This is a genomic window from Leptospira jelokensis (assembly GCF_004769635.1).
Lineage (GTDB): Bacteria > Spirochaetota > Leptospiria > Leptospirales > Leptospiraceae > Leptospira_A > Leptospira_A jelokensis.
In genome coordinates, this window is sequence record NZ_RQGH01000026.1 from 604,448 (window position 1) to 629,952 (window position 25,505).

Here is a 25,505-nt window from a genome sequence, read left to right on the forward strand (position 1 = left end):
ATTGATTTACTTATCCATTATCGGTTAATTTCTGATGTACTTTCCATAAAATATTCCCAGACTTGGAAACCGTTCTCTCAACTTCAAAAGAAGCCAGATATTCGTGAAACATTTTCAATGTTCCTTCGGGAATCGTTTGGTTGGTATTTTCTAGAATTTGGTAAAACTTTTTAAAATGATGTATGGTTTTGGGAAGGCTTGGTTCCAAAAAACGAAGGGATAAAGACAGATAATCAATTCCAATAGGACTGTAAATTCTACCTAACTTCCAAATTTCAGAAGTGATCCCCAGTTCTTCTCTGATTTTAGTTTCTGTATCAGAAAAATCAATTTCATCAAAAATTTCAGAAAACTTTCGTATGGGTTTGTTTTCATCTCGCTCTGACTCAACACGAAATTCTCCTCCTTGGAAACGTTTCGCTTCAAAATCGATTACATTTTCTCCGTCTTCTTTTAGGGTTTTGATGGGTATAACCTTCACTTGGAAATACAATCGATCGGTGATGATCGTAGGAGTCATGTTTTGCGAACCAGGTCTTTTGATTTCTTCTGATTTGGCTCCACCCAAATACAACATATCAACAGAGAAGACATACAAAAATTGAAAGGGGCCAAACATCATGGGCCGAACAAAAAATAATTTACCGGTTTCTCGTTTTGGTCTTGGTTCTGGTAACAAACTAGTCCCATCAACTGCCTCAGGCAAAAACTTAATTAGGGTATGGACAAAGTCTTTAATATCACCGAACTCTGGTTGCGTGATCGATGTTCCATGGATTGTAAAACGTTCTGAAAATTGTATGTAAGGAGAATGTAAATTATCAACAAACAATTCCCCCACCTTGTTTTTGTCAGAAACATCGCCTAAAATTCGATTGATGGTTCTATAATCTTGTATTTTCATTTTTTGTTTTCAATTCAGGTTTCATTTTTGAGTACGTTTGATTTTATACCCAAACGGTTTTAATATTGAGAAGCCAGCCAATTTGTATTGATTGGAATGGTTCATCGTTATCTCATAATTGTAATGTTTTCCTTCTCGGGTATGCCTTTCAATGGTTGCACCTAAGAAACCAAAACTTACCCCCGCTCCCTTTAGGATTTTGCGGTAAAGCAAAACAAAACTTTCAGGAGTGAGCGATGTACCTACGTAATAGACTTTTCCCTTACCAAAAGAATTTACTGTGATGGCTGGTTTTCCCGAATAGAATTTCTTTCGATCACGGTAACGGGCGATTACTTTCGCAGTCGTAGGTTCTAGGATTTCACAAAATTTGGAACCTTTCAGAGGCCAAAATCCCATTCGAATCCCCACCTTATCCGTAGCAGGTGCTTCAAATTGGAACACCTCCACTCCAGCCATTTTGGAGAATACACCAGGAACAGGATCTTCCACCATCCAATGGTCTTTATCCTTAATCCCAGACCGGTACCCAAGCACCAAGGTTCCACCATTTTCCACATAGGTTTTCAACTTCTCTACTGTCTCAGGTGCAAACATTGTATACAATGGAACAGTGAGTACTTTGTACTGAGACCAGTCTCCGTCTGCATGGATCGGCAATGAGTGAGCGTTTACATTTAAGACATTTGTCCCAGCAAACCAGGTCGCAAGTTCGATATCATAACCCACTTCCGCAAATGGAACTGGTGCAAACCGTAGCCCATCACTTAGCGGTTGGTGTTTATAATTCCTTGCATTTTCGATATCGTGAAGGATTGCTACTGGAGCTGGGTAAGGTGCATCGGCTATGTCCTCCGCAAATTCTCTTATGCCTTCGATTGTTTTTTTGAGTTCGTAGTATTTGGAAGTTTTCCTTTTGCCATGGTCCAAGATTCCATAACAAAGTTGTTCTTGGCCAAACCTAGCCGTTCGGTAACGAAAAAAATAAATTTGGTTGGCACCATTGACAATGGCTTGGGTCAGCCAAAGTCCAATTTGTCCAGGTGGGGGAAGGTAACCTAAGGTATCATGCCCTTGGACACCGGAAAATTGTTCCATCACAGTGTATGGTTTGTTTTTTAAACCACGAGAGTACTGTTGGGTGGCTGTGACGAGCGGGTGTGGGTAAGGTTCTTGTTGGTTCCCCCAAACCGGATAATTGTCCCAAGATACATAGTCCAATTTTTTGAACATTTCATACATATCCGTTACGGGTAAAAATGGAGATGGATATAAATTTGTAGTGAGAGGTTTTCCTTTACTATACTTCCTTATGATCTCTGCTTGGAAGTGAATGTAAGACACCAATTCATCCGATTGGAAACGGTAATAATCTTGGATCATTGCCGGATTATAATTACTCGCCACATGTGCGCCTGGGAGAGGGATTTGATTCCAATCAGAATAGATCACTCCCCAAAAAATATTCCCCCAACGTTTGTTAAGCGAATCTAATGTTTTGTATTTTTGTTTTAACCAAACTCTAAAATTCTTTTCGGCAAGGGGAGAATAGTCAACATCAGAACCTTCATGCCCTGGTTCATTATCAATTTGCCAACCAACCACAGCGGGATGGTTTCCGAAGTGTTTTGCCATTGCTGTAACAATTCGTTCCGTAGCCTTTTTATAAGCAGGGGATGAAAAACAAGCCTGGCGTCTGGTTCCAATCCCGCGGATGATTCCGTTTTTTGAAACCTGGACAATTTCCGGAAATTTTTGGTACAACCAAGGAGGAAAGGTTGCGGTAGGAGTTCCAAGGATTGCTGTCATTCCATGATTTTGCACTTTTTCTAAAACTGCATCAAAAAGGGAGAAATCAAATTTCCCTTCTTTTGGCTCCATGAGTCCCCATGCAAATTCTGCAAGCCGAACAGATGAAAGGCCCATATCTTTCATGATTTTAAGGTCTTCATCCCAGTCCTTAGGGTTCCATTGTTCTGGGTAATAACAGGCTCCAAAGATCATATTTTTCCTTTTTGCGATTGCAGAATCTATCTTGTGACACAGACTGAATCAGAAAACACCTCTTTCAATCAAATAATGTCTGACCAAGTTATTTTAGGAATCTCAAACACTCATCACTACCGATTTACCATTGTGAATCTTACTGAAACTGCTAAGGAACCTATGTTCCTTCACTCTCTGAACAAAGAAATGTCTGTTTTTTTATCCAAAACGATGATGGGTGCACTTTTCCTTGCGGAAATGACAAAGAACCAACAAAAAGTCAGCATCCAATGGAAGGATGAATCCAATAAACAAGCATTAGCTTATAGTGATCGCTATGGAAAAATGAAATCGGTTGCGTATTCTGCAAACCATGAAGAGGGAGACATTCGAAATGAATTTATCCTGGGACAAGGGATTATGAAAGTAATCCGTTGGGATTATGAATCAGATACGTACCAATCCTATACAAATTTAATAGAAGATACATTCGAAGCAAATTTTATCAAATACCTCACTGAATCAGAACAAATCAGGGCCATGGTCGGAATGGATGTGGTTCCATTTGATTTTCCTGGGAATGATTTTTCAGCCAAAGGTATCTTTTTTGAAGCATTGCCAGAAGCTACAGAAGAAAGTTTTATATTTTTACGATCCAAAATCAATTCCCTCATCACAAAGGAATCCTTTTGGACTTTAAACATTGATCAAATTTTGGAAACACTTGAAAAAGAAATTGGTTCTCCCTTGGAAGTTTTAAGTAAGGAATCGCCTGAGTTTCTATGTGATTGCTCCCGTCACAAAGTAGCAGACATCATCGCCTCTCTTGGGGAACAAGAGGCAAACTCGATCATTGATGAGATGGGAAAAATCGAAATCACTTGCGAATTTTGTCGCACCGCATACCAATTTGATTCCTTCGATGTGGAGAAATTTTTCAAACAATGAAAGCCAATTTTCTCTCGCTGAGAGAAACAGAATTACAACCAGTTTTCTCAAGTTTGGATTCAATCGTCTCATCTTATCTTTTTTCAAACAAAAAACCCATACTGCTTTTCACCGGGGAAATGGGTGCCGGTAAAACAACCTTTATCCGAGAATGGTTTTCCCGTTTTGGAACAAAAAGTTCCATCAATTCCCCCACTTTTTCTTTATACAATATTTATGATTCGCATAAGTTTCGTTTGGTGCATTTTGACCTTTACCGAATCCAATCCCTAGGCGAACTGGAAAACCTGGGATTTGAAGAAATCTGGGGAAAAGAAGATGTCTCAGCCATTGAATGGTGGCAAAAAGCGGACTCCATCCTTCCAAAAGAAAATCGGATTTATATCACCATTACTTCAGAGGACATTGAAAATCGCTCCTATACGATCGAATGGTTGGAAGGGGAAGTTATATGAAACTTCTTTATTTTGATACAACCCAAGATTGGATACATGTCCTGATAGCTTCTGTTGAGGAGGAGAATGGATTCCATTTGCCTGCAAAACTCATTGAAACATCGCCGAAAGAGGCCTCTTATCGTTTGGTTTCAATGATCCAAACTGCACTTGAGAGTTCCAATACAAAGAAACCAGATTGTATTGTTGTCCCAAATGGTCCTGGTTCTTTTACAGGCATTCGCATAACGGTGACTACAGCAAGAGATTTGGGACAATTATGGAAAATCCCTGTGGTTGGATTTGAAAGTACCATGTTATACTTAGCCGGGATGGAAACGAACAATTTGGGTGTCAATTTTCCAGAAGGACAAATTCAAACAGCCGCATTGATCTGTTTGGATGGAAAACAGGGAAAATACTATACGAAGTTTTTGAATGGATCCAATATCTCGGAAACGAAAGACCAAACACCTAGCGAAATCATACAATCACTTGATGCAATTGGTTTCACACCTAACAATTGGTACTATACGGGAAATTTGCCTGATTTTTATCCAAAAGATGCGATAAAAATTGAAGCGACAAACTTAAATTTATCGTCTATACTGCAGTATAGTTTGGAAAAAATCAAACAATACGATCTAAAAAATTACGACTATTTATCTCTCCTACCCAATTACATCCGTGGGACCTATGTAGATCAAAAATGAATTTATGGATACCTATAAAATACAAAGAAAAATCATCGAATATCTAGACCAAAAAGCTGGTAAAGATATCACAAGACAAGAGATCAAAAAAAAATTCACTGAATCGAGTGAGTTCAAACGACCCGACCCAAAATCTAAAAAAGTAAAATCCTTTAAACGTAAAGAAAAAGTACCAAGAAAAGAAATCGAATTTCTAATAGACCAACTTTGCAATTTACTCGAAATCGAAGGGTTATTAATCCCGAACAAAAAATACCTTACAGTTGCTAGTCCCTTTCGATTGACTGGTAGAATTTCGATATCAAGAAGGGGCGATGGCTTTATTTCATTACCTTCAAAAAATGAAATTTTTGTTCCAGGCCCGCTCACAAATACGGCGATCAGTGGAGACAAAGTAGAAGTGATTCCATTAGGGATCGGCAAAAAAGATCGTTTGGAGGCAGAAGTCACAAAGGTCCTCAAACGAGGCCGTATCCTCTACCGCATGAAAGTCAAAGAAAAAACAAATAAATTTGTATTTGGAAATTTCTTAGATATGTTAGGCGACGGAAAAGAAGGAGTCCTTCATGTAAAGTCTATTCTAAAGGATAGTTTTGATGCAATTAACGTCGACGATGTTCTTATCGTGAAATTAAAAGAAGGGGCTGAACCTCAAGACAATTTGTATGATGTAAGTTTCATTCGATTTGAATCTGACACGAAAGAAGACTCAGACTTACAACGGATTTTAATGAAATACAATTATGATCCAGTCCATCCTGATTTTATCCCTTTAGATTTTCCTGAAGAAGTTTCCGAAAAAACAGTTTCTGATTGGAATAGTAGAACTGATTTACGTGACTTGTATGCTGTTACGATTGATGGGATTACTGCAAAGGATTTTGATGATGCCATCAGTTTTCTGGACGAAGGGAATCGGCTTCGGGTTTGGATCCATATTGCAGATGTATCTTACTACGTAGAAAAAGGTTCAGCTTTAGACAAAGAAGCCTATGAAAGAGCAACTTCTGTATACTTAGCAAATCGTGTGGTTCCTATGTTACCACCAATACTTTCAGAAGACCTATGCAGTCTTGTTGCAAATACCAATCGATTGGCATTTACGGTAGAGATGGAAGCAAGTAAGACTGGCGAAATTTATAAGGCTAAATTTTATAAATCCATCATCAAAGTGAAGAAACGTTATACCTATGAAATGGCAGAAGAAGAAATAAAGGCGCAGGACCCAAACAATTGGATGTACCAAGTCTCTCTATTCACGGATGCACTTCGGAAACATAGGATGAAAACGGGTCGTATCGACTTAAACTTACGTGAAACAACGATCACTTGGAACGAAAGAAAAGAACCAATTGGAATTGAAAATCGTGAACGCCTTACCAGTCATATTCTCATAGAAGAGTTGATGTTATCTGCTAATTTGAAAGTTGATGAATTCCTGCGTAAAAAAAAGATTCCAACCCTTCACCGCATCCACGAACCAATGGATGAAGAAAAATTAGAAACTCTAAACCACTTCCTCCAACTCAATGGTTACAATGTACAAATCCACGACACAAGTTATCCTGAGATTATGAAGGCCGTAAAAGAAATCCAAGACAATTCCGTTGGAAAAATATTCAATTATTTACTCCTGAGAAGTTTTATGCAGGCATATTATGGTGCCGATCCACTCGGCCACTGGGGTCTAGGTTTTAAAGACTATTGTCATTTCACATCTCCTATCAGACGTTATCCGGATTTAATTGTCCACAGAGTTTTACATGCAACACTATTGGAAGCGGAGAAAGAATACTCTGAGAATGAAATTGCGGTAATGGGACTCCACTGCTCCGAAGAAGAACGAAGGGCAGCCGATGCAGAACGGGACATCGTTAAAATCAAATCCTTTCGTTATTTAGAATCAACAGGAATCAAAGAATTCAAAGGGTTTATCGTGGGGATTCGACCTTCCCAAATTTTTGTGGAACTTGATATCTCAAATTTAGAAGGTGTTCTCGACAAATCCGAATTCACGGATGAATTTGAAGTGATGATTAAAAATGATTTTTCTTTTTATTCCAAAAAATATTCAAAAATCTTTTTTATTGGCGATCCAGTGACAGTGAGTTTGGATCGAATCGATTTTGAAGAAATCAAAGTGTTTTTGAAATTGAAAGATTTTAAAAAAGAAGAAACCTCTCTTAAGAAAAAGTAATCCATTAAACCGAAAGTATTTTAGAATGATGCATTCGGTATTTCATCTCGTTTCCAAATTTTCCTAAAAAACTTTCTATGGTTCACTTCAATCGATAATATTTTCTGAATCACTTCTTCTTCACTGATGTGATGCTCTTTCATCAAATCTTTGTTTAGAGACAACTGGGAATGGGTCACCCACTTTACAAGGGAAGATTTGTTTCTTTCTGACTCGGGAAGTAATTCATTCACAGATTTAAAAAATGTTTCATGAGTTAAGAATAAACCATTGGAAATCTCTGGCATCGGTGCAGCTCCATGATCAGCCGTTACGAGCAAAATAAAATTATCTTCATAGTGAGTTTTTAAGAAATCATATATTCTTTTGATTTCGTCATCAGTTGCCTGCAAAACTTGTTTTGCTTCTTTTGTTTCCCATCCATAAAGATGCCCCACCGCATCAGTAGCTTTTAATGTAAGATACGCTAAATCCGTTTTCCCATCTTTATGTTTATTTTTTTTGAGTATTGTTTCTTCAATCGTATCTCTGAATAAAGCACCATCCATTCTGACTTGGAATTCTGACCCTTGGAAATGGTGTATTTTGGAAAGAAATTCGATTGGGTTATTCACCTCAAAGTGGGTTTTGATATTTGCCTGATTCGCTAGGTAAAATGGATATAAATTATATTTCCCGGTTGCCAAAGGTTTATCAAAGGCACTGGAATACGTTGACCAATTTAAATTTTTAACATCTTGCCAGTAAACGAAATCGGCATCTGGTTGGATTGGATTTGTTTTATTTTGTTTAAGTTGGAATTCTTTTCCGTGGCCTGCCATACCTACAGCTGCCCGATTCGCATAACATTGGCTAATGATTACAGGTTCATTATTTAGAAACAAATCCCACTCATCAGCAAAACTTGCAGAATTTAGTTCACTTAAGTCAAGTGAATTGTTGGTTCCTTGGTAAACAGGGCGGTGTTTCACTTTTCCTTCTGAGTAGGTATAAATTTCATTGGAAAATACCCTTGCATCTTTCGGAAACGCTCCTGTCCCAATCGCCATATGGCCAACAGCAGTATGTGATTCAAGGTGGGCCACTTTTGCCTTTTTAAAATAGACGGAGTTGGAAGAGAGGGACTCTAGAAACGGATAAGCACCTTTATGTGCTTTATAAAGTTGCCTACCACCTTGGTCGACGACAATGGTAACTATGATTTCTGGTTTTTCGTTTTGTTCTCTAAAAATTTTTTGATACGCATCTAAACTGAGTTTGTTTGAAAAATCAAATTGTAATATTTTTGAATAAATCGAAGGAATGTGTTGTTGGAAAATTTCATCAGAGTAAATTCCGTATTGAAACCATTTAGGACCATAAATCCAAATTGGTATTTCTGTATCATACGAGTATTGCGTATAGTGCGAAGTATAATTGACTTCCTTTGTAAAATTTTCCTCTTCTAATTCCAATTTCCATTGTTCACTCAGTGTATCCCAAGAAAGTTCGTGTTCTTCTAGTATATTTTTGATCTCTTCTTTTGAATAATGTGAAAGAGTGATTGCATCCCGCGCCTCTCGATCAAAAATATAAAATGGATAGGGAGCAAGGATCAAATCGGTGTCAGGTTGCATGGAAAGAAATGCAGCGCGTTTATAATCTTTTTCCCATTTACAATTTAATAGAATGAAAACAATACCAACGGCAAATACGATAAAAAGTTTATCTTTCATTCTATTGTTCACAATCACATCCCTTTCGTGTTACACTCTCCCTGATTTCACTCCCACTAGGCAAGTGAGAATTCAATTTGTCGGAGATCTAATGTGCCATTCTTCTCAAATTTCCTCCTATTTTGATTCCAAAACCAAAACATATAATTCCTTTAAAAGTTTCGAATACGTTTCAGAAATTTTACAAAATGCAAATTTGACTTTAGGAAATTTAGAAACAACCATATCAGATAACCCAAGTGAGTTTTCTGGTTATCCTAGATTTGCAAGTCCCGTTGGTTATGTGCATGGTTTAAAAAAGGCCGGATTCAATATTCTATCAACTGCCAATAATCATTCCGCTGACACTGGACCAAAAGGCATCGATACCACAATTCGTGCAGTTTCCGAGAATGGCATGATTCCGATTGGTTCCTATGCATCTTATGAAGATTACCAAAATCGAAAAGATTTTATCCAAGATATAAATGGAATCAAAATAGCAATTTATAATTATACTTATTCCACGAATGGAATACCGGTTCGAGAGGGACGCATCGTACGTTTGTTAAATGAGGATCAAATCAAAAATGATATCGATTTTGCAAAGGCAAATGGAGCACATTTTATCATTCTTTGGTACCACTATGGTACGGAATATTCTGAAAAACCAGACCAATCGCAAACCAAATGGGTAAATCTTGGAATTAATTCAGGAGCCGATATCATCATTGGTGGCCATCCACATGTAGTCCAAAAACTAGATTTTTATAAAGATCAAAATTCTAACGAACAACGATTAGTTGCCTATTCTTTAGGAAATTTTTTATCAGCACAGAATAGAAAGTTTACGGATGGAGGTGTGATCCTTTCCTTTACACTCACATTGGAGCTGGGTAAAGAGTTGGTTAAAAAGATTGAAAAGGTCCAAACAAAATCTGTTTGGGTGGATCCAAGAAACTATATGATCATACCCATCCAAAACTACAAACAACGGGAATTCCCCATCCAATTGCCAAAACATTTGGAAAAGCGGATGTTCGAATACGAATCGTATTTGATAAAAATTCCAGGAATTGGTGGAAGTTTATTCTAATTGTTGGATCTCGTTTTGGATGAGTTCGTAACCTTTGCCTTCGCGGATGAGTTCGATGGAATCATCGTGAATTTGAATCATCGTTGATAACTCGGTTTTTACAATACCACCGTCTACTATCCCATCTACAAGATGTCCATAAATCGTTTCTAGGTCATCTATATCGATGATGAATTCGTCATTACTGAATGCAGAAGTTGAAGTCAGGGGAGAATCATGAATGTTTAATAGTTCTTTTAGATAGATATGGTCAGGGATACGAATGCCAATTTGTTTGTCTTTGTGGTGTGCGATCGAAGGTTTTGGTAGATTTTTATTTGCCTTAAGTACAAAGGTAAACGGTCCAGGTGTCACTCGTTTCATAAACCGATAGGCGGAATTAGGAAGGTATTCGATAAAATGGGACGCCATCGAAATGTCTTTGCAAAGAAGCGAAAGCGGTTTGTCTTTGGGTAATTTTTTGATTGAGTATATTTTTTCGACTGCCGTTTTGGAGTTAGCATCTGCAATGATCGCATAAACTGTGTCAGTTGGGAAAATATAGATGGCTCCATCCTTCAATCGTTCCGAAATTTGTTTTAATTTCCGGATTTCTGGATTTTCTGGATGGAGGTAGATGATCATAATTTTTCTTTTACTGAGCTGTCAGTCCGCCATCAAGAACAATGCATTGTCCTGTCATATACGCTGAGGAATCGGAAGCTAGATAAATGGCAGCGCCCAATATATCTTCTGGTTTCCCTAGTCTTCCCATTGGAATGCCAGCAAGTACTTGTTTCATGATAAATTCTTTATCTTTGATCATATCGGTCATATCTGTATCGATAAGCCCTGGGCAAATGACATTGACGCGGTAACCATTATTACACCACTCAATGGCGAGTGCTTTGGAGAGAGTGATGACGGCACCCTTAGTTCCCGAATACACAGACGCTAGTTTGCTACCAACCATACCCAAAACAGATGCAACATTGATAATATTGCCTCCTTCTTTTTTATGGTGTTTGTAGTAGGCTTGGCAATTTCGAAAGACACCTACATAATTGGTTTGAACAATATTTTGTAGTTCATCTTCTTTAAAACCTGATGCGGGTGTATTGGTAGCGATTCCCGCATTGTTGATGAGGGTATCCACTCGTCCGTGTTTGGATTTGATTTGCCCAATGATTTCATAGGCACTTCCTTCACTCCTTACATCTAAAACAACACCATGGATGCCTTCTTTTTCCATCCAATGGATTGATTCTGGTTTTGAACCAGCACCATACACAATCGCACCTGCATCTCTAAATCCAATCGCTAAAGATTTTCCAATCCCACGGCTTGCTCCCGTAATGAGTACAGTTTTACCTTTTACATCGAATAAATTCATTTTACCTCATGATTGGACGGATAACATTCGCTAGCCTGCGGTTTTGTATCTTCCATTAATTTTTTATAATCGAGAGTATTGTCATCTTTTACCAAATCCCTTCGGATATAGTGGGTACCTTTTTCGTAATAATCAGCAATTGGATTACAATCTTGGATGTCTTCGGAATACCCTCGTTTGCAGCCAATGAGTAGAACGAATACCCATATAAGAATCGTAAAAAATCTTGGACTCACCATGAACTAAGAAAACAATATCCCGTAAGGAATAGCAAGAATTTGTTTGTATTAAAGTCAGCATCCCCCAGAAGAAAACAAATCCTTTCCGACTTGGGTTTTACTTTCCAAATCGAACCAGAACATATCGATGAATCTCAAAGGGAAAACGAAACCCCACTCCAATATTTAGAACGAATGGTTCACTCGAAACTTGGATCCGATTTACGACCAAATCATGTTTATCTATCAGCAGATACAATCGTTGTGTACGAAAATCAAATCCAACACAAACCAACGGATGAAGCGGATGCGTTTCGGATCTTAAACACTCTTAACGGAAAAAAACACTCTGTCTATTCTGGGGCAGCCTTAAGGAAGGAAACGAAAACTGAATTTTTTTTTGAAGAAACATCCATTCTCTTCCATCAATGGAATGAGTCACAGATCCGAAATTATATCAATCGGTGTTTGCCCTTTGATAAAGCTGGTTCTTATGGAATCCAGGATACAGAAGGACCCGTCAAAGAATGGTTTGGGTCTTATACAAATGTGATGGGATTTCCGTTACGAAGTTTTTTTAGTCACCACGAAATATGGATCGGTTCGTGGTTAGAAGCGATTACGCGTAAAGATTGACGAGGTTGCCAGGTTTGTAAGAGGCCTTCGCTTCTGGTGTGGATTGGATTTCCTGAACTTGGTTTTTTGTTTCGGAACTTGGGTATTTTGGCTGGTAGGAACGAGCCTGGATCGCTTCCACTTGCTCTACCGCTTGTGTATTGTATGTGGGAGAAACATACATATACGGTTCCCCTAATCCTGAAACTCTTGCCACATTACTTGAGATTTCCATACTATGATTATCGCCTCAGTCCAGTTGTAAAATTAGACCTGATTTAAGAAAATGGAAACAAAAAAATCACAAGCCAGGGAATATAACTCACTTTTTCAACTTTTCAAAACCCCTGTCAGCCAAATCCCCCAATTCTTTGCGTATGCCGGGGAAGATTCCTATGAATTTGAGCTGATTGTAGAACACTACCGAGAAGTTTTACAAAAAGCTTTGGGAGCCTTTGAAGTTATTTTGATTGTTCCTGAATCGGGAGACCAAACCAAATTATTTGCCGAACTGTTCACACCCGATATGTTTTATCCGCGTAAACTCATCATCATCAAAAACGCAACAGCTCTCTTTAAACCCATTTTAGATACAAAAGCAGCAAATGAATGGAAAGACTATGCATCTGGGTTTCGTAAAAATATCACTTCGGTTTCTGATGAAATATTTGCTCTCATCCATTACGATGGAAAGGACATTCCCAAGTCTCTCAGTGAATTATTCCAAGGCACTCTAAGCCATTTCAAAACCAAAGTTTTTTATCCAAATGACTATCCAAAAATCTTTAAGGAAGTATGTGACCAAGAACAAGTGCACTTCGAAAATAATGCAATGGATGAATTCATCCACCGCACTCCGGCAAATGTTGGAGCTTACATCAAAAGTGTAAAAAAATTAAAACAATACTTACATCGTTCTAAATTTACTTTAGAGGATGTTAATTCTGTTCTTTTCAGCCAAAATGAACTGAATACAAATGTTCTCGTAGAATCTCTTGTACAAAAACGAAAAGTTGATTTCTTCAAAGAATTTACAAAATTTGGGGATCAAAATTCTGAAATTCTCAATTTTTTAACAAGACTTACTTACAAATTAGATGAAATTCGAAAAATTAAAGTGATTCGCGCAAGGCATAATGGTGAAGTTCCCATTCCTATCATGGATGACTTGTTAAAAACCGGAAGTTTTTCAGAGGCACGTAAAAACTTTGTGCGAAGGCAACTTGTGTCCGACTCAGCAAATTTTACCGATAAAATTTTGGATCTTTTTTATGACCAAGTGATTGAGATGAATATTAAATTCAAATCAGGACTTCGAGATGAAGAAGGGAAAAACTATTTCATCCAAAAAATCATGCATTTATTTGCTTTGCTTCAAGATAAGTCTTCTAAATGAAATTCATGTAACTTTCGATACAAATTTCTTTCAGAAATTCCCAACAATTTAGCTGCTTTTTCGCGATTCCCTTTCGTATAAATTAAATTCGCTTTGATGATTTCTTTTTCATATTGTTCCAAACTAATGCCAGGTTGGATGTCCAATTCTGATAATGCATTTTCAAAAAAATGGGAAGGAATTTGTTTCCATTGCAAATGTTTACCTGAAGAAAAACCAACCAAAGCAAAAATGAAATCTTTTAACTCTGCATAATTGCGGTTAAAAATTTTGTTTTTTAGAAAAATATAAAAATCTTCATCTAACGAATTGATTTTTTTACTTAAAGTTTGGTTTGCTTCCTCCAAAAAAATATGAACAAAAATTGGTAATTCTGAAATTCTTTTTTTCAGATTTGGCAACTCAAATCGAAATGATTTAAACTGTTCATAAAACTCAGCGTATATGTTTTTCTGTGTGAAAGTATCCATCTCTTCGGAATGGATTTCCCAATAAAGGTAGAGTTTGGATTTTTCGTTGTATTTTTCAGATTTCCACCATTGTTGTAAGGAAATCATATCTTCTTTTTTTGCTTTCGTGATCCAATCGATCATAAGAGTTGGATTACTTTTTGCAGATTTGAGTTTTCCCAATTTCTCTTCAATAGAATTTGTAAATGAAAAATCCAAATGGACAATGGATGATTCGGAGATATTTCTTTTTTCTAAACTCTTTTGGATCCAAAACGATTTTCCAACTCCCCTTTCGCCCACAATGAGAATGGGTAACGAAGAATTAGAAATCTCGATCCATTGATTTTTTATTTTTTCAATGTCCGACCCTTTGGTGATCCATTCCCCGAAACCGTTACCTTTTTTTAATGACACTCACTGTACCTTGCAGATAACCATTAAATTCTCTGATTTTATTGAGATCTAAAAACTTTTTTGCCTGAGATGGTTTCACCATTAATGTTTTGGGATAAGTGTAATTTGTTTTCAGTAGATTTGTTTCTTGGGCAACATTTTTGATCCCCCATGTGGACAACGGATCTATTACGAAAGTAGTTTGGATCAAATATTCCTTTCCCTTTGTTACTTGAACATCATATGGCAATTGGATCCAGATGGCTTCACCCTTTGATTCCACAAGAACAGATTGGTATCGATCTTTTTCGATTAACTCAGAATTGGATTCTGTTCTTAAAATATATTCCAAATCTGTTTTCACTTCTTCTTTCTCAAGAACTCGTTTTTCGGCAATTTTTTCATATGCCATATAAAGATTGTAAGGTGAAATAACATCGACAGCAGCCCTCACAAGAGAAGCATCAAATTTTTTAATATTTGTTTGGTTCCATTGGAATGGATATTGTAATTCCTCTACGGATGAATACACATTGAACTGATTTAAATACAAATATTCATATCCATCTTGGGTTCCAATTTTTTGATAATCAGTGATTCCTACAACTCGTGAATTGCTTGCCTTCCCGATCCTTTGGATTTCTCGAATCGTACTCAAATCAGAATGGTTGGGAACTAAAATGATGGTTTCAATTTCCATATGCCTTAGGTCATTTAAAGCCATGATGATGGAACCTGATTTGTCCTTCACACTAGAGGAAAGTAACAAAAATAGCTTTCGAGATTCCTTTTTGCCTGAAGATAGTTTTGATTTCATTCCTTGCAAAGCAGAAACGATTGATTCCGATTGGTTGGAACCTTGCCAACCTGTTTCTTCCATGATTTTTTTGATTTCAGCGTGGTCTTTTGTTGGTGGGACCGTTAGAGTTTTGTCTTTTTTTACTAAAGTGATTCCGAGGTACAATCCGTCTTGGTCATACATCGAAGTTAAACTTTTTAAGATGTCTTTTTTGTAATAGGCATAAGAGGAATGGATATCAAAAAATAAATTGATTTCATAATAAACAGGAGTTTTACTTTTCTTTTCGTAAAACCGAGGGGGCAAAAAACGAAAACTTTTTTCTGTATGTTTTTCATACGCCATCACAAAGTTAGAAATCAATTTCGATTGGATGACCTGTTTACTTAAATTTTTACAATTGAAGATATTTGTTTTTACTAAAATGGGATTTCCGAAATCAATTTGGTCCTGCACGACAAAATGAGAATCCCATTCGTGGCAATAACTTGTAAAATCTTGGTCTTTGAGATCCGCTTCCTCGTTCCACTCCGTTTCTGACAGATACGTTTCAATGATTTTTGGATCGGTAATTTCAGTAAAAAAATTTCTTTTTAGATAATGTCGCGAAAGACGGGACAATTCAAAACCTGCCTCACGTTTTGTCCCAAGAACAGGTGGTACTTCACCTGAAATGTATGCAGGTAGGATAGAAATTTCTTTCGCAGAAACATTTTTAGGGAAGAACGCAAAAAAAATAAGCAACAATGCAATAACATGTGAAGGCAGGAATCGAGACATAAAATTAGAATCGGTCTATGAAGCGAAAATGTAAATCTTTATCCTACAAGACAGTTTCGTTTTCTTTGATAAAAGATTGACAACGGTTTTGAATCAGATCAAATTCTTCGGAAAAGGAGTAGATTCTTTATGAAGAAATCACTTATCGTATGTGCCTCTCTAATCGCATTTGTTGTATCTTGCGGATCCAACGATGGAGGCAGAAGAGACGCTACGACCGTAGGTAAAAATGGTTGGATTTTTGAAGGTTGGGCTTGTGCCCCAGATGCGGCGGCTGCAAAACGTGGTCAAAGCCCTGCTGAGTACTGCAAAGGAAAAGAAAAAGAATTCGATTATCTTTACATGAAATTTTCTGCACGTGCATCTGACAAAGCGATCAAAGCAAATTCAGTGGCGATGAAACAATCCACTTGCCGTGAAGCAGCTCGTTTACAAGTTGCAGGTGATGGTTTGAAAAAAATCTTAGGTGAATACTTAGAACAAGCTTCTGGTGTATCCGATGGTCAATCTACTGGTTCTGTAATCGTATCTGAATCGAAAGGAACGATCAAAGGAGTTGGGGTTTATGACTGCTGCTCACTTAACAACGAAACAGGTATCTGTGCAAACGTAGGAGAACCTGAGACTTGGGAAGAATGCCAGTGTGTTGGATACCTCAGATATGCAGGTGGACAAAAAGCTCTCGAAGCAAAAGCAACTGCTGCTCAGTAATTTAGTAGTAGAGTTTTGTTACGAAAAAGCCTCCCTTCCAGGAGGCTTTTTTTTTACCCAAAATCAATCAGCAGAGAAAGTGGAAAACCTTCAGCTTTCCAATCTCCTAGAATCAAATTTATTTTTTAACTTTTGGATCAAAGTAATGTTTGTGGATGAATTCTTGTACTACTTTGTGTTCACTCGCACCGAGTGGTTTGAATACCACTGACGTAGTTTTGCCAGAAGATCTATGCACAGTTCCTAATATTTCTAAGGGATTTTGGTTCAAAGAAAATTGGATTCTCACATGATCCCCTTCATAAAAAATCGCAGTTGTTTGGAAGGCAAGTCCACCCGTTCCCAAATCAGAAAGATGCCCTGTCACAGGTCCCGTTTTGGATTTAACCAATTCCACGGTGCATGGCACATCCAATTTCACTCGGGCATCTTTTCGTTTTTGTTTGGCCCCACCATACTTGCTATAACTATCAGAGAATATCGATTGTTTTGAATCTGCCATTTCAGTTTCCTTATACAAGACTTACAAACGTTTCACAGTTTATATTCTCGTTATTGATTTCGCTTGTTTCCAAAAAGTTAGAATCCATTTTTATAGATTCTAAAGTATCTTTAAATTCATCCACAGAAGTTAACATCAGTAATTTTCTTTTTTGTTCTTCAGGGAATCCTGTATTTTCTATATATTTGATAAAATGTTTTCGAAATAAAATTAACGCATAATCATCGTCTGATGGATAAAAATCCAACATAAGATCTAAATGTTCCAAAATGATTGACTTGATTTCAAACCAAGAAACCAACTCTTTTGGTACTTTTCCAAATACCCATGGGTTTCCAATCGCCTTTCTACCAATGAGAACCAAATCAACACCAAACTGTTGTTTTTTCTTCATTGCTTCTTGGTACGTTTGTACATCTCCGTTCCCATATATTGGGACATTTGCTCGTGATTTGATTTCTCCTATGGCATTCCAATCGGCAACACCAGTATAAGCCATTGCCTTTGTCCTACCATGAACAGAAATAGCGGATACTCCAGAACCTTCTAAAACTTTGACTGTTTCTAAATAATTGAGAGAATCAGAATCCCAACCCAAACGGATTTTTGCAGTCACAGGAAGACCGGTTTTTTTTCGAATCCCTTCAATCATTTGCCCTGCCAAACGAATGTTTTTGAGAAGTCCTGCACCGGATCCATGATGGGATACCTTGGAAACAGAACAGCCCATATTTAAATCGATGATGTCTGGCTTTCGTTCTGCTGCAATCTCTGAAGCATGGACAACCGTATTTAAATCAGAGCCAAAGATTTGGAAAACAATAGGTCTCTCTGATTCTACAAAGCGAAACATATCTAATGACTTTGTATTTCCAAGTTTCAATTGTTCTGTCGAAACAAATTCCGTATAAGAAAATGCAGAACCAAATCGTTTTGTGATCTGACGGTAAGGACTATCCGAAATCCCTGCCATTGGTGACAATGCGACATCACCTTCGATTGTTACATTCCCTATCCTTACCATCTAAGAAGTACCCGACTAAGATTCCACTTGATCAGAATCCGATTCACGAACGACAGCAAAGTCTTTTACGAAATCTTCATCTTTTGTATTCACAACTTTGACACCCATAGCAGATCTACCCACCATCGAAATCGTTTTCACTTCTACTCGAATTGCCATACCTGATTGTGTGATCACAAGAAGTTCATCTTCTTCCTTCACAGAGGAAATTCCAACTGCTCTTCCATTTTTTTCACCAATCTTGAGATAGGTCATACCCTTACCACCTCGACCTTTGGTAGAAAATTCTTCAAAGTCAGTACGTTTTCCAAATCCATTTTCTGAAATGCAAAATAGATATGTGTTAGGTTCTACTTTTGTGATACCGGCAATCGCATCATCATCTTCCAATTTCATAGCAGTCACACCGGAAGCAGTTCTACCTTGGGACCTTAGTTCATTCAAATTCATACGAATTGCGAGTCCATTTTTACTACCGATAAAAACATCATAGTTATTAGGATTTGCAATTACATCGATGAGTTCATCACCATCGCGAAGTCCAATCGCAATGATTCCTGATTTTTTAGTGTTTGTGAATTCATCCAATTGGATTTTTTTCACGAACCCTTCTTTGGTTACCATTAGAAGGTAAGAATCATCAAAGTTTCGGAAGGTAAATAAGGAAGTGATGATCTCATCATCGTTTAGGTTGATGACTGCTTTGAGAGATTTGCCACGCGCTTCTTTTGTTGCAATCGGTAACTCATACACTTTCATTAGGAATGCTCTTCCCTTATTGGAAAAAAGCATTAAATTGTCATGAGTCATAGCGCTACTTAGTTTTTTGACAAAGTCTTCTCTTTTGGTCGAGATCCCTTGAACACCTTTCCCACCTCGTTTTTGACGGCGAAAAGTATCCATAGGAAGTCGTTTGATGAACATATCTTCGGAAAGTTGCACAACCACTTCTTCGTCAGCAATCAAATCTTCTGCATTAAATGTAGATGATTCAAGTGATTCTAAGCTAATTTCTGTTGTGCGAGTATTTCCAAAGGATTGGGATACTTTTCCAAGTTCATCGCAGATGATCGACTTCACTCTTTCTGGTTTAGCCAAAATGTCTTCTAAATCAGCAATGAGAAGTCTCACTTGCTCTAATTCATCAATGATTTTTTGTACTTCTAAAGACGTTAGTCTTTGTAAGCGCATTTCAAGGATTGCATCAGCTTGTAATTCAGATAATGCAAACGTTGCCATAAGTGAACTTTGCGCTTCTTTTACATCTTTTGAGGCACGAATGATGCGGATGACTTCGTCGATATTTTCAAGAGCGATCCTTAACCCTTCTAAGATATGAGCTCTTTTTTGGGCTTTGTCTAAATCAAACTCAGTTCGTTTGACTACAACTTCTCGTCTATGTTCGGCATAAGATTTTAATATTTCTTTTAGCGAAAAAATTTTGGGACGGTTGTCCAAAATGGCAAGCATGGTGATTCCATAACTCACTTGTAATTGGGTGAGTTTGAAAAGTTGGTTTAAAATCACTTGTGCGTTTGCATCTTTTTTTACATGGATTTCAACACGAATTCCCTTACGATCTGATAGATCTAAAATTTCAGAGATACCTTCGATGAGTTTTTCATTCACCAAATCTCCGATTTTTTCAAGCAGGTTCTTTTTGTTGACTTGGTATGGGATTTCATGAATGACAATGATCTCTCGACCTTTGTTGTTTTCGATGATTTCTACTTTGGAACGAATGCGAATCGATCCTTTTCCAGTTGCATAGGCTTGGTACAAACCTTCGCCACCGATGATGATCCCACCTGTTGGAAAATCTGGACCAGGTAATATTTTCATAAGTTCCGGAAGTGTTATTTCCGGATTTTGGATCATGGCAATAACAGCATTAACTGCTTCTTTTAGGTTATGTGGAGGGATATTAGTCGCCATCCCCACTGCAATTCCTGTAGAACCGTTAACTAAAATATTTGGGAAATTGGCTGGTAAAACATCGGGTTGTTGTCTCGTATCATCAAAGTTTGGTGAGAAACTTACCGTATTTTTTTCAATGTCTTTAAGAAGTTCTTCAGCAAGTTTTGTGAGACGCGCTTCCGTATAACGATAGGCCGCGGCATTGTCCCCATCGACGGAACCAAAGTTTCCTTGGCCATCAATCAAAGTTTCGCGCATGGAAAAGGTTTGCGCCATACGAACCATGGTTTCGTAAACAGCTGAGTCTCCATGTGGGTGGTAGTTACCAATCACTTCCCCAACAATCTTCGCTGATTTCACATAAGGTCTGTCGGAACGCCATGCCCTTTCATTCATCGCATGTAATACACGTCTATGGACAGGTTTTAGTCCATCACGAACATCTGGAAGGGCACGACCAACGATGACACTCATCGCATAATCGAGGTAAGCTTCCTTCATTTGGTCTTCGATTTCAACCGGAATGACCCTGACACCAGCTTTTAAGGCACCGGCTACGTCTGGTCTACCGGATAAATTGAGTGCTAAGGTTTTGTTTGATTCGTTTTCTTGGCCGTTTTGTTCGGTCATTTGATTTTCCTAATTCCGATTAAAGATCTAAATTTGCGACTTTGTAAGAGTTTGCTTCAATGAAACGACGACGAGGAGAAACTTCATCACCCATTAAGATGTTGAATGTATCTTCCGCTTCTACAAAGTCTTGTAGTTTCACTTGTAACATCACTCGTTCTTTTGGATCCATTGTGGTATCCCAAAGTTGCTCTGGGTTCATCTCCCCGAGTCCCTTGTATCGCTGGATCACAACTTTATCGTTTGGTCTGGATTTTAGAATTTCATCTTTTTCACGATCAGAGTAAACATACACTGCTTCTTTCCCAAACTTAAGTAAATACAATGGAGGTTGGGCAACATAAAGGGAACCACGTTCGATCACTGGTTTCATATAACGAAAGAAAAAAGTTAAAAGTAGAGTGCGAATGTGTGAACCATCCACATCGGCATCTGTCATGATGATGATCTTTCGGTAACGTAATTTATCTACATTAAACTCATCATCACCGATTCCTGTTCCCATAACAGTGATGAGTGTCCTTATTTCTTCATTCGATAAAATTTTATCCAAACGCGCTTTTTCAACGTTTAGAATTTTACCTTTTAATGGAAGGATGGCTTGTGTATTCCGATCACGCCCTTGTTTGGCAGAACCACCCGCTGAATCCCCCTCGACAAGGAAGAGTTCACAGTGTTCTGGATCTTTCTCAGAACAATCGGCAAGTTTTCCAGGAAGGCCACCACCTTCTAATACTGTTTTACGACGAGTGAGATCTCTTGCACGCCTTGCCGCTTCTCTTGCTTTTGACGCAAGGATTCCTTTCTCTAATATTTTTTTAATGATGGCAGGGTTCTCTTCGAAGTATCGATTGAGTCCTTCGCCGGTGATGGTCTGCATAAGACCTTTCACTTCCGCATTCACTAACTTCTCTTTTGTTTGAGAGTTAAATTGAGGTTGTGGTATTTTTATCGAAATGACTGCACAAAGCCCTTCCTTAATGTCATCCCCTTGCAAACCATTGGGTTGTTTTTTAAACAAGGTTTGGTCTTTTTTTAGATGGTCATTCAGAGTTCTTGTCAGAGCGGTTCGAAAACCTTCTAAGTGGGTTCCACCTAAATTGTTGTTAATCGCATTGGTGAAACAAAAAATATTTTCACTATAAGTATCGCAATATTGAAGGGCAATCTCTGCCCAAACATTTTCTTTTTCTCCCACAAAGTGTAAAACTTTATGAAGGGGATGTTTCGATTCAGTGATGTATTCCACAAAGGAAACAATCCCACCATCAAACTTAAATTCGTGTTTGGCGATTTCTTCTTTCCTGTGGTCTTCAATCCTGATGAGAAGGCCTTTGTTTAAAAAAGCAATTTCACGAAACCGCGCGGAAAGTGTATCAAAAGAGAAGTCAACAGTTGTAAATATTGTATCATCAGGTTTAAATCGAACAACTGTTCCACGGTGATTTGTTTCCCCAATGATTTTTACATCCTCGATAGGGACACCAGCTTGGTATTTCTGGTAGTGGAGTTTCCCATCTTGGTGTACTTCCACTTCCAAATAAGTGGATAGTGCATTTACCACGGAAACTCCTACCCCATGGAGTCCACCCGATACTTTATATGCATCATTTTCAAATTTTCCTCCGGCATGGAGGATGGTGAGTACAACTTCGATGGTTGACTTACCTTTGTCTGGATGGATCCCTGTGGGAATCCCTCGCCCATTATCCCGAACTTCGATGATATTTTCAGGTAAGATGCGAACATCAATTTCAGTACAGTGGCCAGCCATCGCCTCATCCACTGAGTTGTCTACAACCTCATAAACCATCTTATGGAGGCCGGATTCATCTTGGGTCCCGATGTACATTCCGGGCCGTTTCCGGACCGCCTCTAGACCCTCTAGGATCTTGATTTTTGAGGCTGAATAGGCGTTTTGATCGGTTTGGTTGGACATAGAATTTTAAGATACCCTATAGGAAGTATCCTAAAAAGACCCTCGAAGGGCAAGTGAAATCGGGGTCAAACAGAAGGTTTAGGACCTTGGATTTTGGAATTCATTACCCGTTTTAAAATGGATTTTTTCTAAGGAAATTGGGTTTGCGATGCGGTTGATTTTTTGTAACAATTCCGTTTTTTGGAACTCTAATTCCTGAGAAACCATAGAGTGTCGGCAAATAACTGTTAGTTTTTTACCATCTAGAGATTTTGGAAAACTTTGTTTTCCGAATACTTCCCCAACGATCTCATTCCATTGTAAACGAAGTTTCTTTAGGATTTGGTCTTGGAAAACCGATTCTCGATCTAGACCCATTTTTTCTAGGCTTTGGAAAAGTTCTGTGAGTTCTACTTTTTTCATGTGGCAGTAAAAACCTTTACTTTTCCTGATTCTATTTGGTAGATCTCTTTATCAACTGTTAGGTTTCCAACATACTCATTGATCCCCTCTAAATCTGTGGTGGTGAAAAATGCCTGACCACACTCAGAGATTAGATTCACAAAGTATTCCCTTCGTTTTACATCGAGTTCGCGTATGATATCATCTATGAGAAGGACAGGTGCTTCCCCCGTTGTATCTCGGATCATTTGGAAACAAGCAGTTTTCAAAGCAATGACAGCACTTCGTTTTTGGCCTTGGGATCCAAAACCACTTAAATCTTTATCATCAAATCCGATGGGAAGTGTATCTCTGTGGTTTCCACAACTTGTATAACCGATGGCTCTATCTTTTCGTAAGTTGTCAAACAATCGTTGTTTATGTTCTTCTTTAGATCCAATATTAGGTTTGTAAGTTAAGTGAAATGGGTCTTTTCCAGAACTTAGTTGTAATAGGTTTTGGTGGAAATATCCTGCAAGACTTTGGATGGTTTTCGTTCGAATTTCTCGAATTTCAGCATCATGTTCGATGATCGGTTCGTCCCAAATTCCAATTTCCCTTTCACTTGCATTTTCTTTTTTTAATGCTGCATTCCTTTGTTTGATTAACCTTTCATATTCGATCAGCTGTTTTAAATAATAACGATTGGTAGAGGAAATGAACGCATCTAAAAATCTGCGTCGTTCTATGTTGCCGTCTTCGATGATAAGGATATCAGGAGGACTCATAACGATTGATCGAAAGTATCCTACATAGTCGGATATTTTTTTAAACTCTTCTCCATTTACTTTTAATTTTTTTCGTTTGTTTTGAGAATGTTCGATCCCATATTCAAATAAATATTCATTCCCTTCTGATTCAAATTCCGCACGGATAAATGTATCCGATGTATCCCAACGCAAAAGTTGGTTTTGGTCAGATTCACGAAAACTTTTTAAATACGATAAAAGTGAAATGGATTCAAGTAAATTGGTCTTCCCTTCTCCATTGTTACCAATGAAGAAGACAAGACGTGATTTGAATGTGAGTTGGGTTTCTTCGTGATTACGAAAATTTTTGATGTATATTTTCTTAAGAAACATTAAAGTTTCATAGGCATAATGACAGAAACAAAATCGCTGTCAGAAGGATCCTTAAATAAAACAGGAGCACTCGAAGTGGTGAATTCTAAAATCACTTCAGGGTCATCCACTGCTTTCACAACGTCACTCAGATAATCTCCTTTAAATGCGATGGTGATTGTTTCTCCATTGTATTCAATTGGCATATTGTGATCGAACATCATCGTTCCTGGATTCGAAGAACTAATATTCACATTTCCTTTACTGAAAGCCAAACGGATTTGTTTTGATGGTTCTTCCGCTGATATCAAAGCTTGTTTCAAAAAGGTAAGAAAATCAGCTTTTACAAGACGAACGGATTCAGTTGTTTGTTTTGGAATTACTTGTTCGTAATCAGGAAAGTTTCCATCAATGAGTTTGAACAGTAGTTCAACGTTTCCAGAAGAAACGTAAATTTGTTCTTCCACAAATCCAATCTTTGCAGTTTCTTTCCCTTCCATCATCTTTAACATTTCGCGTACGGCTTTGTGAGGGATGATGACTCCATTTTTAAATGGGAATTGTTTTGGAAACTTACGAACGATTTTAGAAAGGCGCCGTCCATCTGTTCCAACTACAATTAAATCAGTGTTATCTGGTTTTAAAAACAATCCATTGAATACAAATCGAGTTTCTTCAATAGCCATGGCATAGGAAGTTTTACGAAACATTTCACGAATCGTTTGGCAAGGAAATTCAACTACACTTGCCTCATCCACTTTTGGGATCGTTTTGATATCTTCAGAATCAATTCCATTGACTTTGAACTTAGTATCCATTTTTCCAGACGCATCAGTGATGGTTGTCTCTGAATTTTCAGATTGTTCTGTTGTGGTTAATAAACTTGTATCAAAGTTTAAATTTTTGAAAATGCTAGAGAGTTGTTTTGCTGGAAGTGATGCCGTTCCTTTTTCACCAATTGTGGAAGGAACAGAAGTTTTGATTGCGATCTCTAAATCAGTCGCGGAAAGATACACTTCGTTTTCTCCAGTTTGGATTTTTAAATTGGAAAGAGCCGACTTGATCTCACGAACTGAGATCACTCCATCCACTGAGTTAATTGCTTTTAGGAATTCTGTAGTATTGACAGTGAATTTCATTTTTCCTCTTCTTCTTATTTATATTATATATCTTTATATATATTATGTCGTTTCCGTTGGTTCTGTCAGTATGTCGATAAAGCCTGGAAAGTTCAATTTTTATTGAATTATGTCAGTTTTTTTCCATTTGGCAAGTGTGAATATTTATGTCCCTTTGAACAGTCC

24 protein-coding genes are annotated in these 25,505 nt (G+C 37.8%); 8 read left to right on the forward strand and 16 right to left on the reverse strand.

What is annotated here, in order from left to right; all coding sequences use genetic code 11:
- Nucleotides 1–10: 10 nt before the first annotated feature.
- Nucleotides 11–904 (reverse strand): LIC_10030 family protein, encoded by an 894-nt coding sequence (locus EHQ62_RS12815; RefSeq protein ID WP_135643336.1) that lies wholly within the window; start codon nt 902–904, stop codon nt 11–13.
- A gap of 21 nt (nt 905–925) precedes the next feature.
- The gene (locus EHQ62_RS12820) at nt 926–2,908 is read right to left on the reverse strand and encodes a beta-galactosidase (protein WP_135643338.1); all 1,983 of its coding nucleotides are present in this window, start codon (nt 2,906–2,908) and stop codon (nt 926–928) included.
- A 75-nt stretch (nt 2,909–2,983) separates the two neighbouring features.
- Between EHQ62_RS12820 and EHQ62_RS12825 the strand changes: the two genes are divergently transcribed.
- From EHQ62_RS12825 to EHQ62_RS12840, 4 genes are read left to right on the forward strand one after another with little or no spacing between them, the layout of a single operon-like run.
- The gene (locus EHQ62_RS12825) at nt 2,984–3,838 is read left to right on the forward strand and encodes an Hsp33 family molecular chaperone HslO (RefSeq protein WP_135643340.1); all 855 of its coding nucleotides are present in this window, start codon (nt 2,984–2,986) and stop codon (nt 3,836–3,838) included.
- Nucleotides 3,835–4,293: a tRNA (adenosine(37)-N6)-threonylcarbamoyltransferase complex ATPase subunit type 1 TsaE gene (gene tsaE / locus EHQ62_RS12830; RefSeq protein ID WP_135643342.1), complete on the forward strand. Its 459-nt coding sequence runs from the start codon at nt 3,835–3,837 to the stop codon at nt 4,291–4,293. Before EHQ62_RS12825 ends, tsaE begins: the two co-directional genes overlap by 4 nt.
- Nucleotides 4,290–4,985: a tRNA (adenosine(37)-N6)-threonylcarbamoyltransferase complex dimerization subunit type 1 TsaB gene (gene tsaB, locus EHQ62_RS12835; protein ID WP_135643344.1), complete on the forward strand. Its 696-nt coding sequence runs from the start codon at nt 4,290–4,292 to the stop codon at nt 4,983–4,985. The genes tsaE and tsaB overlap by 4 nt, the downstream gene beginning before the upstream one ends.
- Before the next feature lie 4 nt (nt 4,986–4,989).
- Nucleotides 4,990–7,182 carry a ribonuclease R family protein gene (locus tag EHQ62_RS12840; RefSeq protein WP_135643345.1) on the forward strand — a complete coding sequence of 731 codons (2,193 nt, stop codon included), beginning with the start codon at nt 4,990–4,992 and terminating at the stop codon, nt 7,180–7,182.
- Between the two features lie 20 nt (nt 7,183–7,202).
- Here EHQ62_RS12840 and EHQ62_RS12845 read toward each other — a convergent pair whose 3' ends face one another.
- A complete protein-coding gene (locus EHQ62_RS12845; RefSeq protein WP_208720675.1) occupies nt 7,203–8,897 on the reverse strand; it encodes an alkaline phosphatase family protein in 1,695 nt (564 codons plus the stop codon).
- Between EHQ62_RS12845 and EHQ62_RS12850 the strand changes: the two genes are divergently transcribed.
- On the forward strand, nt 8,851–9,972 hold the full coding sequence (locus EHQ62_RS12850) for a CapA family protein (RefSeq protein ID WP_167482876.1): 1,122 nt from the start codon (nt 8,851–8,853) through the stop codon (nt 9,970–9,972). The two genes, EHQ62_RS12845 and EHQ62_RS12850, sit on opposite strands and share 47 nt — an antisense overlap.
- Here the strand turns inward: EHQ62_RS12850 and EHQ62_RS12855 are convergent.
- The 3 genes from EHQ62_RS12855 to EHQ62_RS12865 are packed head-to-tail and all read right to left on the reverse strand — an operon-like array spanning nt 9,964 to nt 11,583.
- On the reverse strand, nt 9,964–10,596 hold the full coding sequence (locus EHQ62_RS12855; protein WP_135643348.1) for an L-threonylcarbamoyladenylate synthase: 633 nt from the start codon (nt 10,594–10,596) through the stop codon (nt 9,964–9,966). The genes EHQ62_RS12850 and EHQ62_RS12855 overlap by 9 nt on opposite strands.
- A gap of 10 nt (nt 10,597–10,606) precedes the next feature.
- Entirely contained in the window at nt 10,607–11,344 is a 738-nt protein-coding gene (locus EHQ62_RS12860; protein ID WP_135643350.1) for an SDR family NAD(P)-dependent oxidoreductase, read from the reverse strand.
- Nucleotides 11,341–11,583 carry a hypothetical protein gene (locus EHQ62_RS12865; RefSeq protein WP_135643352.1) on the reverse strand — a complete coding sequence of 81 codons (243 nt, stop codon included), beginning with the start codon at nt 11,581–11,583 and terminating at the stop codon, nt 11,341–11,343. Before EHQ62_RS12865 ends, EHQ62_RS12860 begins: the two co-directional genes overlap by 4 nt.
- A 39-nt stretch (nt 11,584–11,622) precedes the next feature.
- On the opposite strand from EHQ62_RS12865, the gene EHQ62_RS12870 reads away from it, so the two are divergent.
- Nucleotides 11,623–12,198 (forward strand): Maf family protein, encoded by a 576-nt coding sequence (locus EHQ62_RS12870; RefSeq protein ID WP_135643354.1) that lies wholly within the window; start codon nt 11,623–11,625, stop codon nt 12,196–12,198.
- On the opposite strand, the gene EHQ62_RS12875 is transcribed toward EHQ62_RS12870, so the two are convergent.
- Nucleotides 12,182–12,412 (reverse strand): hypothetical protein, encoded by a 231-nt coding sequence (locus tag EHQ62_RS12875; protein ID WP_135643356.1) that lies wholly within the window; start codon nt 12,410–12,412, stop codon nt 12,182–12,184. The genes EHQ62_RS12870 and EHQ62_RS12875 overlap by 17 nt on opposite strands.
- A 51-nt stretch (nt 12,413–12,463) precedes the next feature.
- Between EHQ62_RS12875 and EHQ62_RS12880 the strand changes: the two genes are divergently transcribed.
- The gene (locus tag EHQ62_RS12880) at nt 12,464–13,573 is read left to right on the forward strand and encodes a DNA polymerase III subunit delta (RefSeq protein ID WP_135643358.1); all 1,110 of its coding nucleotides are present in this window, start codon (nt 12,464–12,466) and stop codon (nt 13,571–13,573) included.
- Here EHQ62_RS12880 and EHQ62_RS12885 read toward each other — a convergent pair.
- Both EHQ62_RS12885 and EHQ62_RS12890 read right to left on the reverse strand, forming a co-directional pair.
- Nucleotides 13,552–14,439: a helix-turn-helix domain-containing protein gene (locus EHQ62_RS12885; RefSeq protein ID WP_135643360.1), complete on the reverse strand. Its 888-nt coding sequence runs from the start codon at nt 14,437–14,439 to the stop codon at nt 13,552–13,554. The genes EHQ62_RS12880 and EHQ62_RS12885 overlap by 22 nt on opposite strands.
- The gene (locus EHQ62_RS12890) at nt 14,420–15,997 is read right to left on the reverse strand and encodes an LIC10012 family protein (RefSeq protein ID WP_135643361.1); all 1,578 of its coding nucleotides are present in this window, start codon (nt 15,995–15,997) and stop codon (nt 14,420–14,422) included. The genes EHQ62_RS12885 and EHQ62_RS12890 overlap by 20 nt, the downstream gene beginning before the upstream one ends.
- Before the next feature lie 129 nt (nt 15,998–16,126).
- On the opposite strand from EHQ62_RS12890, the gene EHQ62_RS12895 reads away from it, so the two are divergent.
- The gene (locus tag EHQ62_RS12895; RefSeq protein WP_015677091.1) at nt 16,127–16,708 is read left to right on the forward strand and encodes a lipoprotein LipL21; all 582 of its coding nucleotides are present in this window, start codon (nt 16,127–16,129) and stop codon (nt 16,706–16,708) included.
- A 118-nt stretch (nt 16,709–16,826) separates the two neighbouring features.
- Here EHQ62_RS12895 and EHQ62_RS12900 read toward each other — a convergent pair whose 3' ends face one another.
- From EHQ62_RS12900 to dnaN, 7 genes are all read right to left on the reverse strand, one after another.
- Nucleotides 16,827–17,210 (reverse strand): PilZ domain-containing protein, encoded by a 384-nt coding sequence (locus EHQ62_RS12900; RefSeq protein WP_135643363.1) that lies wholly within the window; start codon nt 17,208–17,210, stop codon nt 16,827–16,829.
- Between the two features lie 10 nt (nt 17,211–17,220).
- Nucleotides 17,221–18,234, reverse strand: coding sequence for a tRNA dihydrouridine synthase (locus tag EHQ62_RS12905; RefSeq protein ID WP_135643365.1), 1,014 nt, complete (start codon nt 18,232–18,234; stop codon nt 17,221–17,223).
- A 15-nt stretch (nt 18,235–18,249) separates the two neighbouring features.
- On the reverse strand, nt 18,250–20,781 hold the full coding sequence (gene gyrA, locus EHQ62_RS12910) for a DNA gyrase subunit A (RefSeq protein WP_135643367.1): 2,532 nt from the start codon (nt 20,779–20,781) through the stop codon (nt 18,250–18,252).
- A gap of 19 nt (nt 20,782–20,800) precedes the next feature.
- Nucleotides 20,801–22,720, reverse strand: a complete 1,920-nt coding sequence (gene gyrB / locus EHQ62_RS12915) for a DNA topoisomerase (ATP-hydrolyzing) subunit B (RefSeq protein WP_135643369.1) — start codon at nt 22,718–22,720, stop codon at nt 20,801–20,803.
- Between the two features lie 78 nt (nt 22,721–22,798).
- Nucleotides 22,799–23,122: a DciA family protein gene (locus tag EHQ62_RS12920; protein ID WP_135643371.1), complete on the reverse strand. Its 324-nt coding sequence runs from the start codon at nt 23,120–23,122 to the stop codon at nt 22,799–22,801.
- Nucleotides 23,119–24,222 (reverse strand): DNA replication/repair protein RecF, encoded by a 1,104-nt coding sequence (gene recF, locus EHQ62_RS12925; protein WP_135643373.1) that lies wholly within the window; start codon nt 24,220–24,222, stop codon nt 23,119–23,121. The genes EHQ62_RS12920 and recF overlap by 4 nt, the downstream gene beginning before the upstream one ends.
- On the reverse strand, nt 24,222–25,340 hold the full coding sequence (dnaN, locus tag EHQ62_RS12930; RefSeq protein WP_135643375.1) for a DNA polymerase III subunit beta: 1,119 nt from the start codon (nt 25,338–25,340) through the stop codon (nt 24,222–24,224). Before dnaN ends, recF begins: the two co-directional genes overlap by 1 nt.
- Between the last annotated feature and the right edge of the window lie 165 nt (nt 25,341–25,505).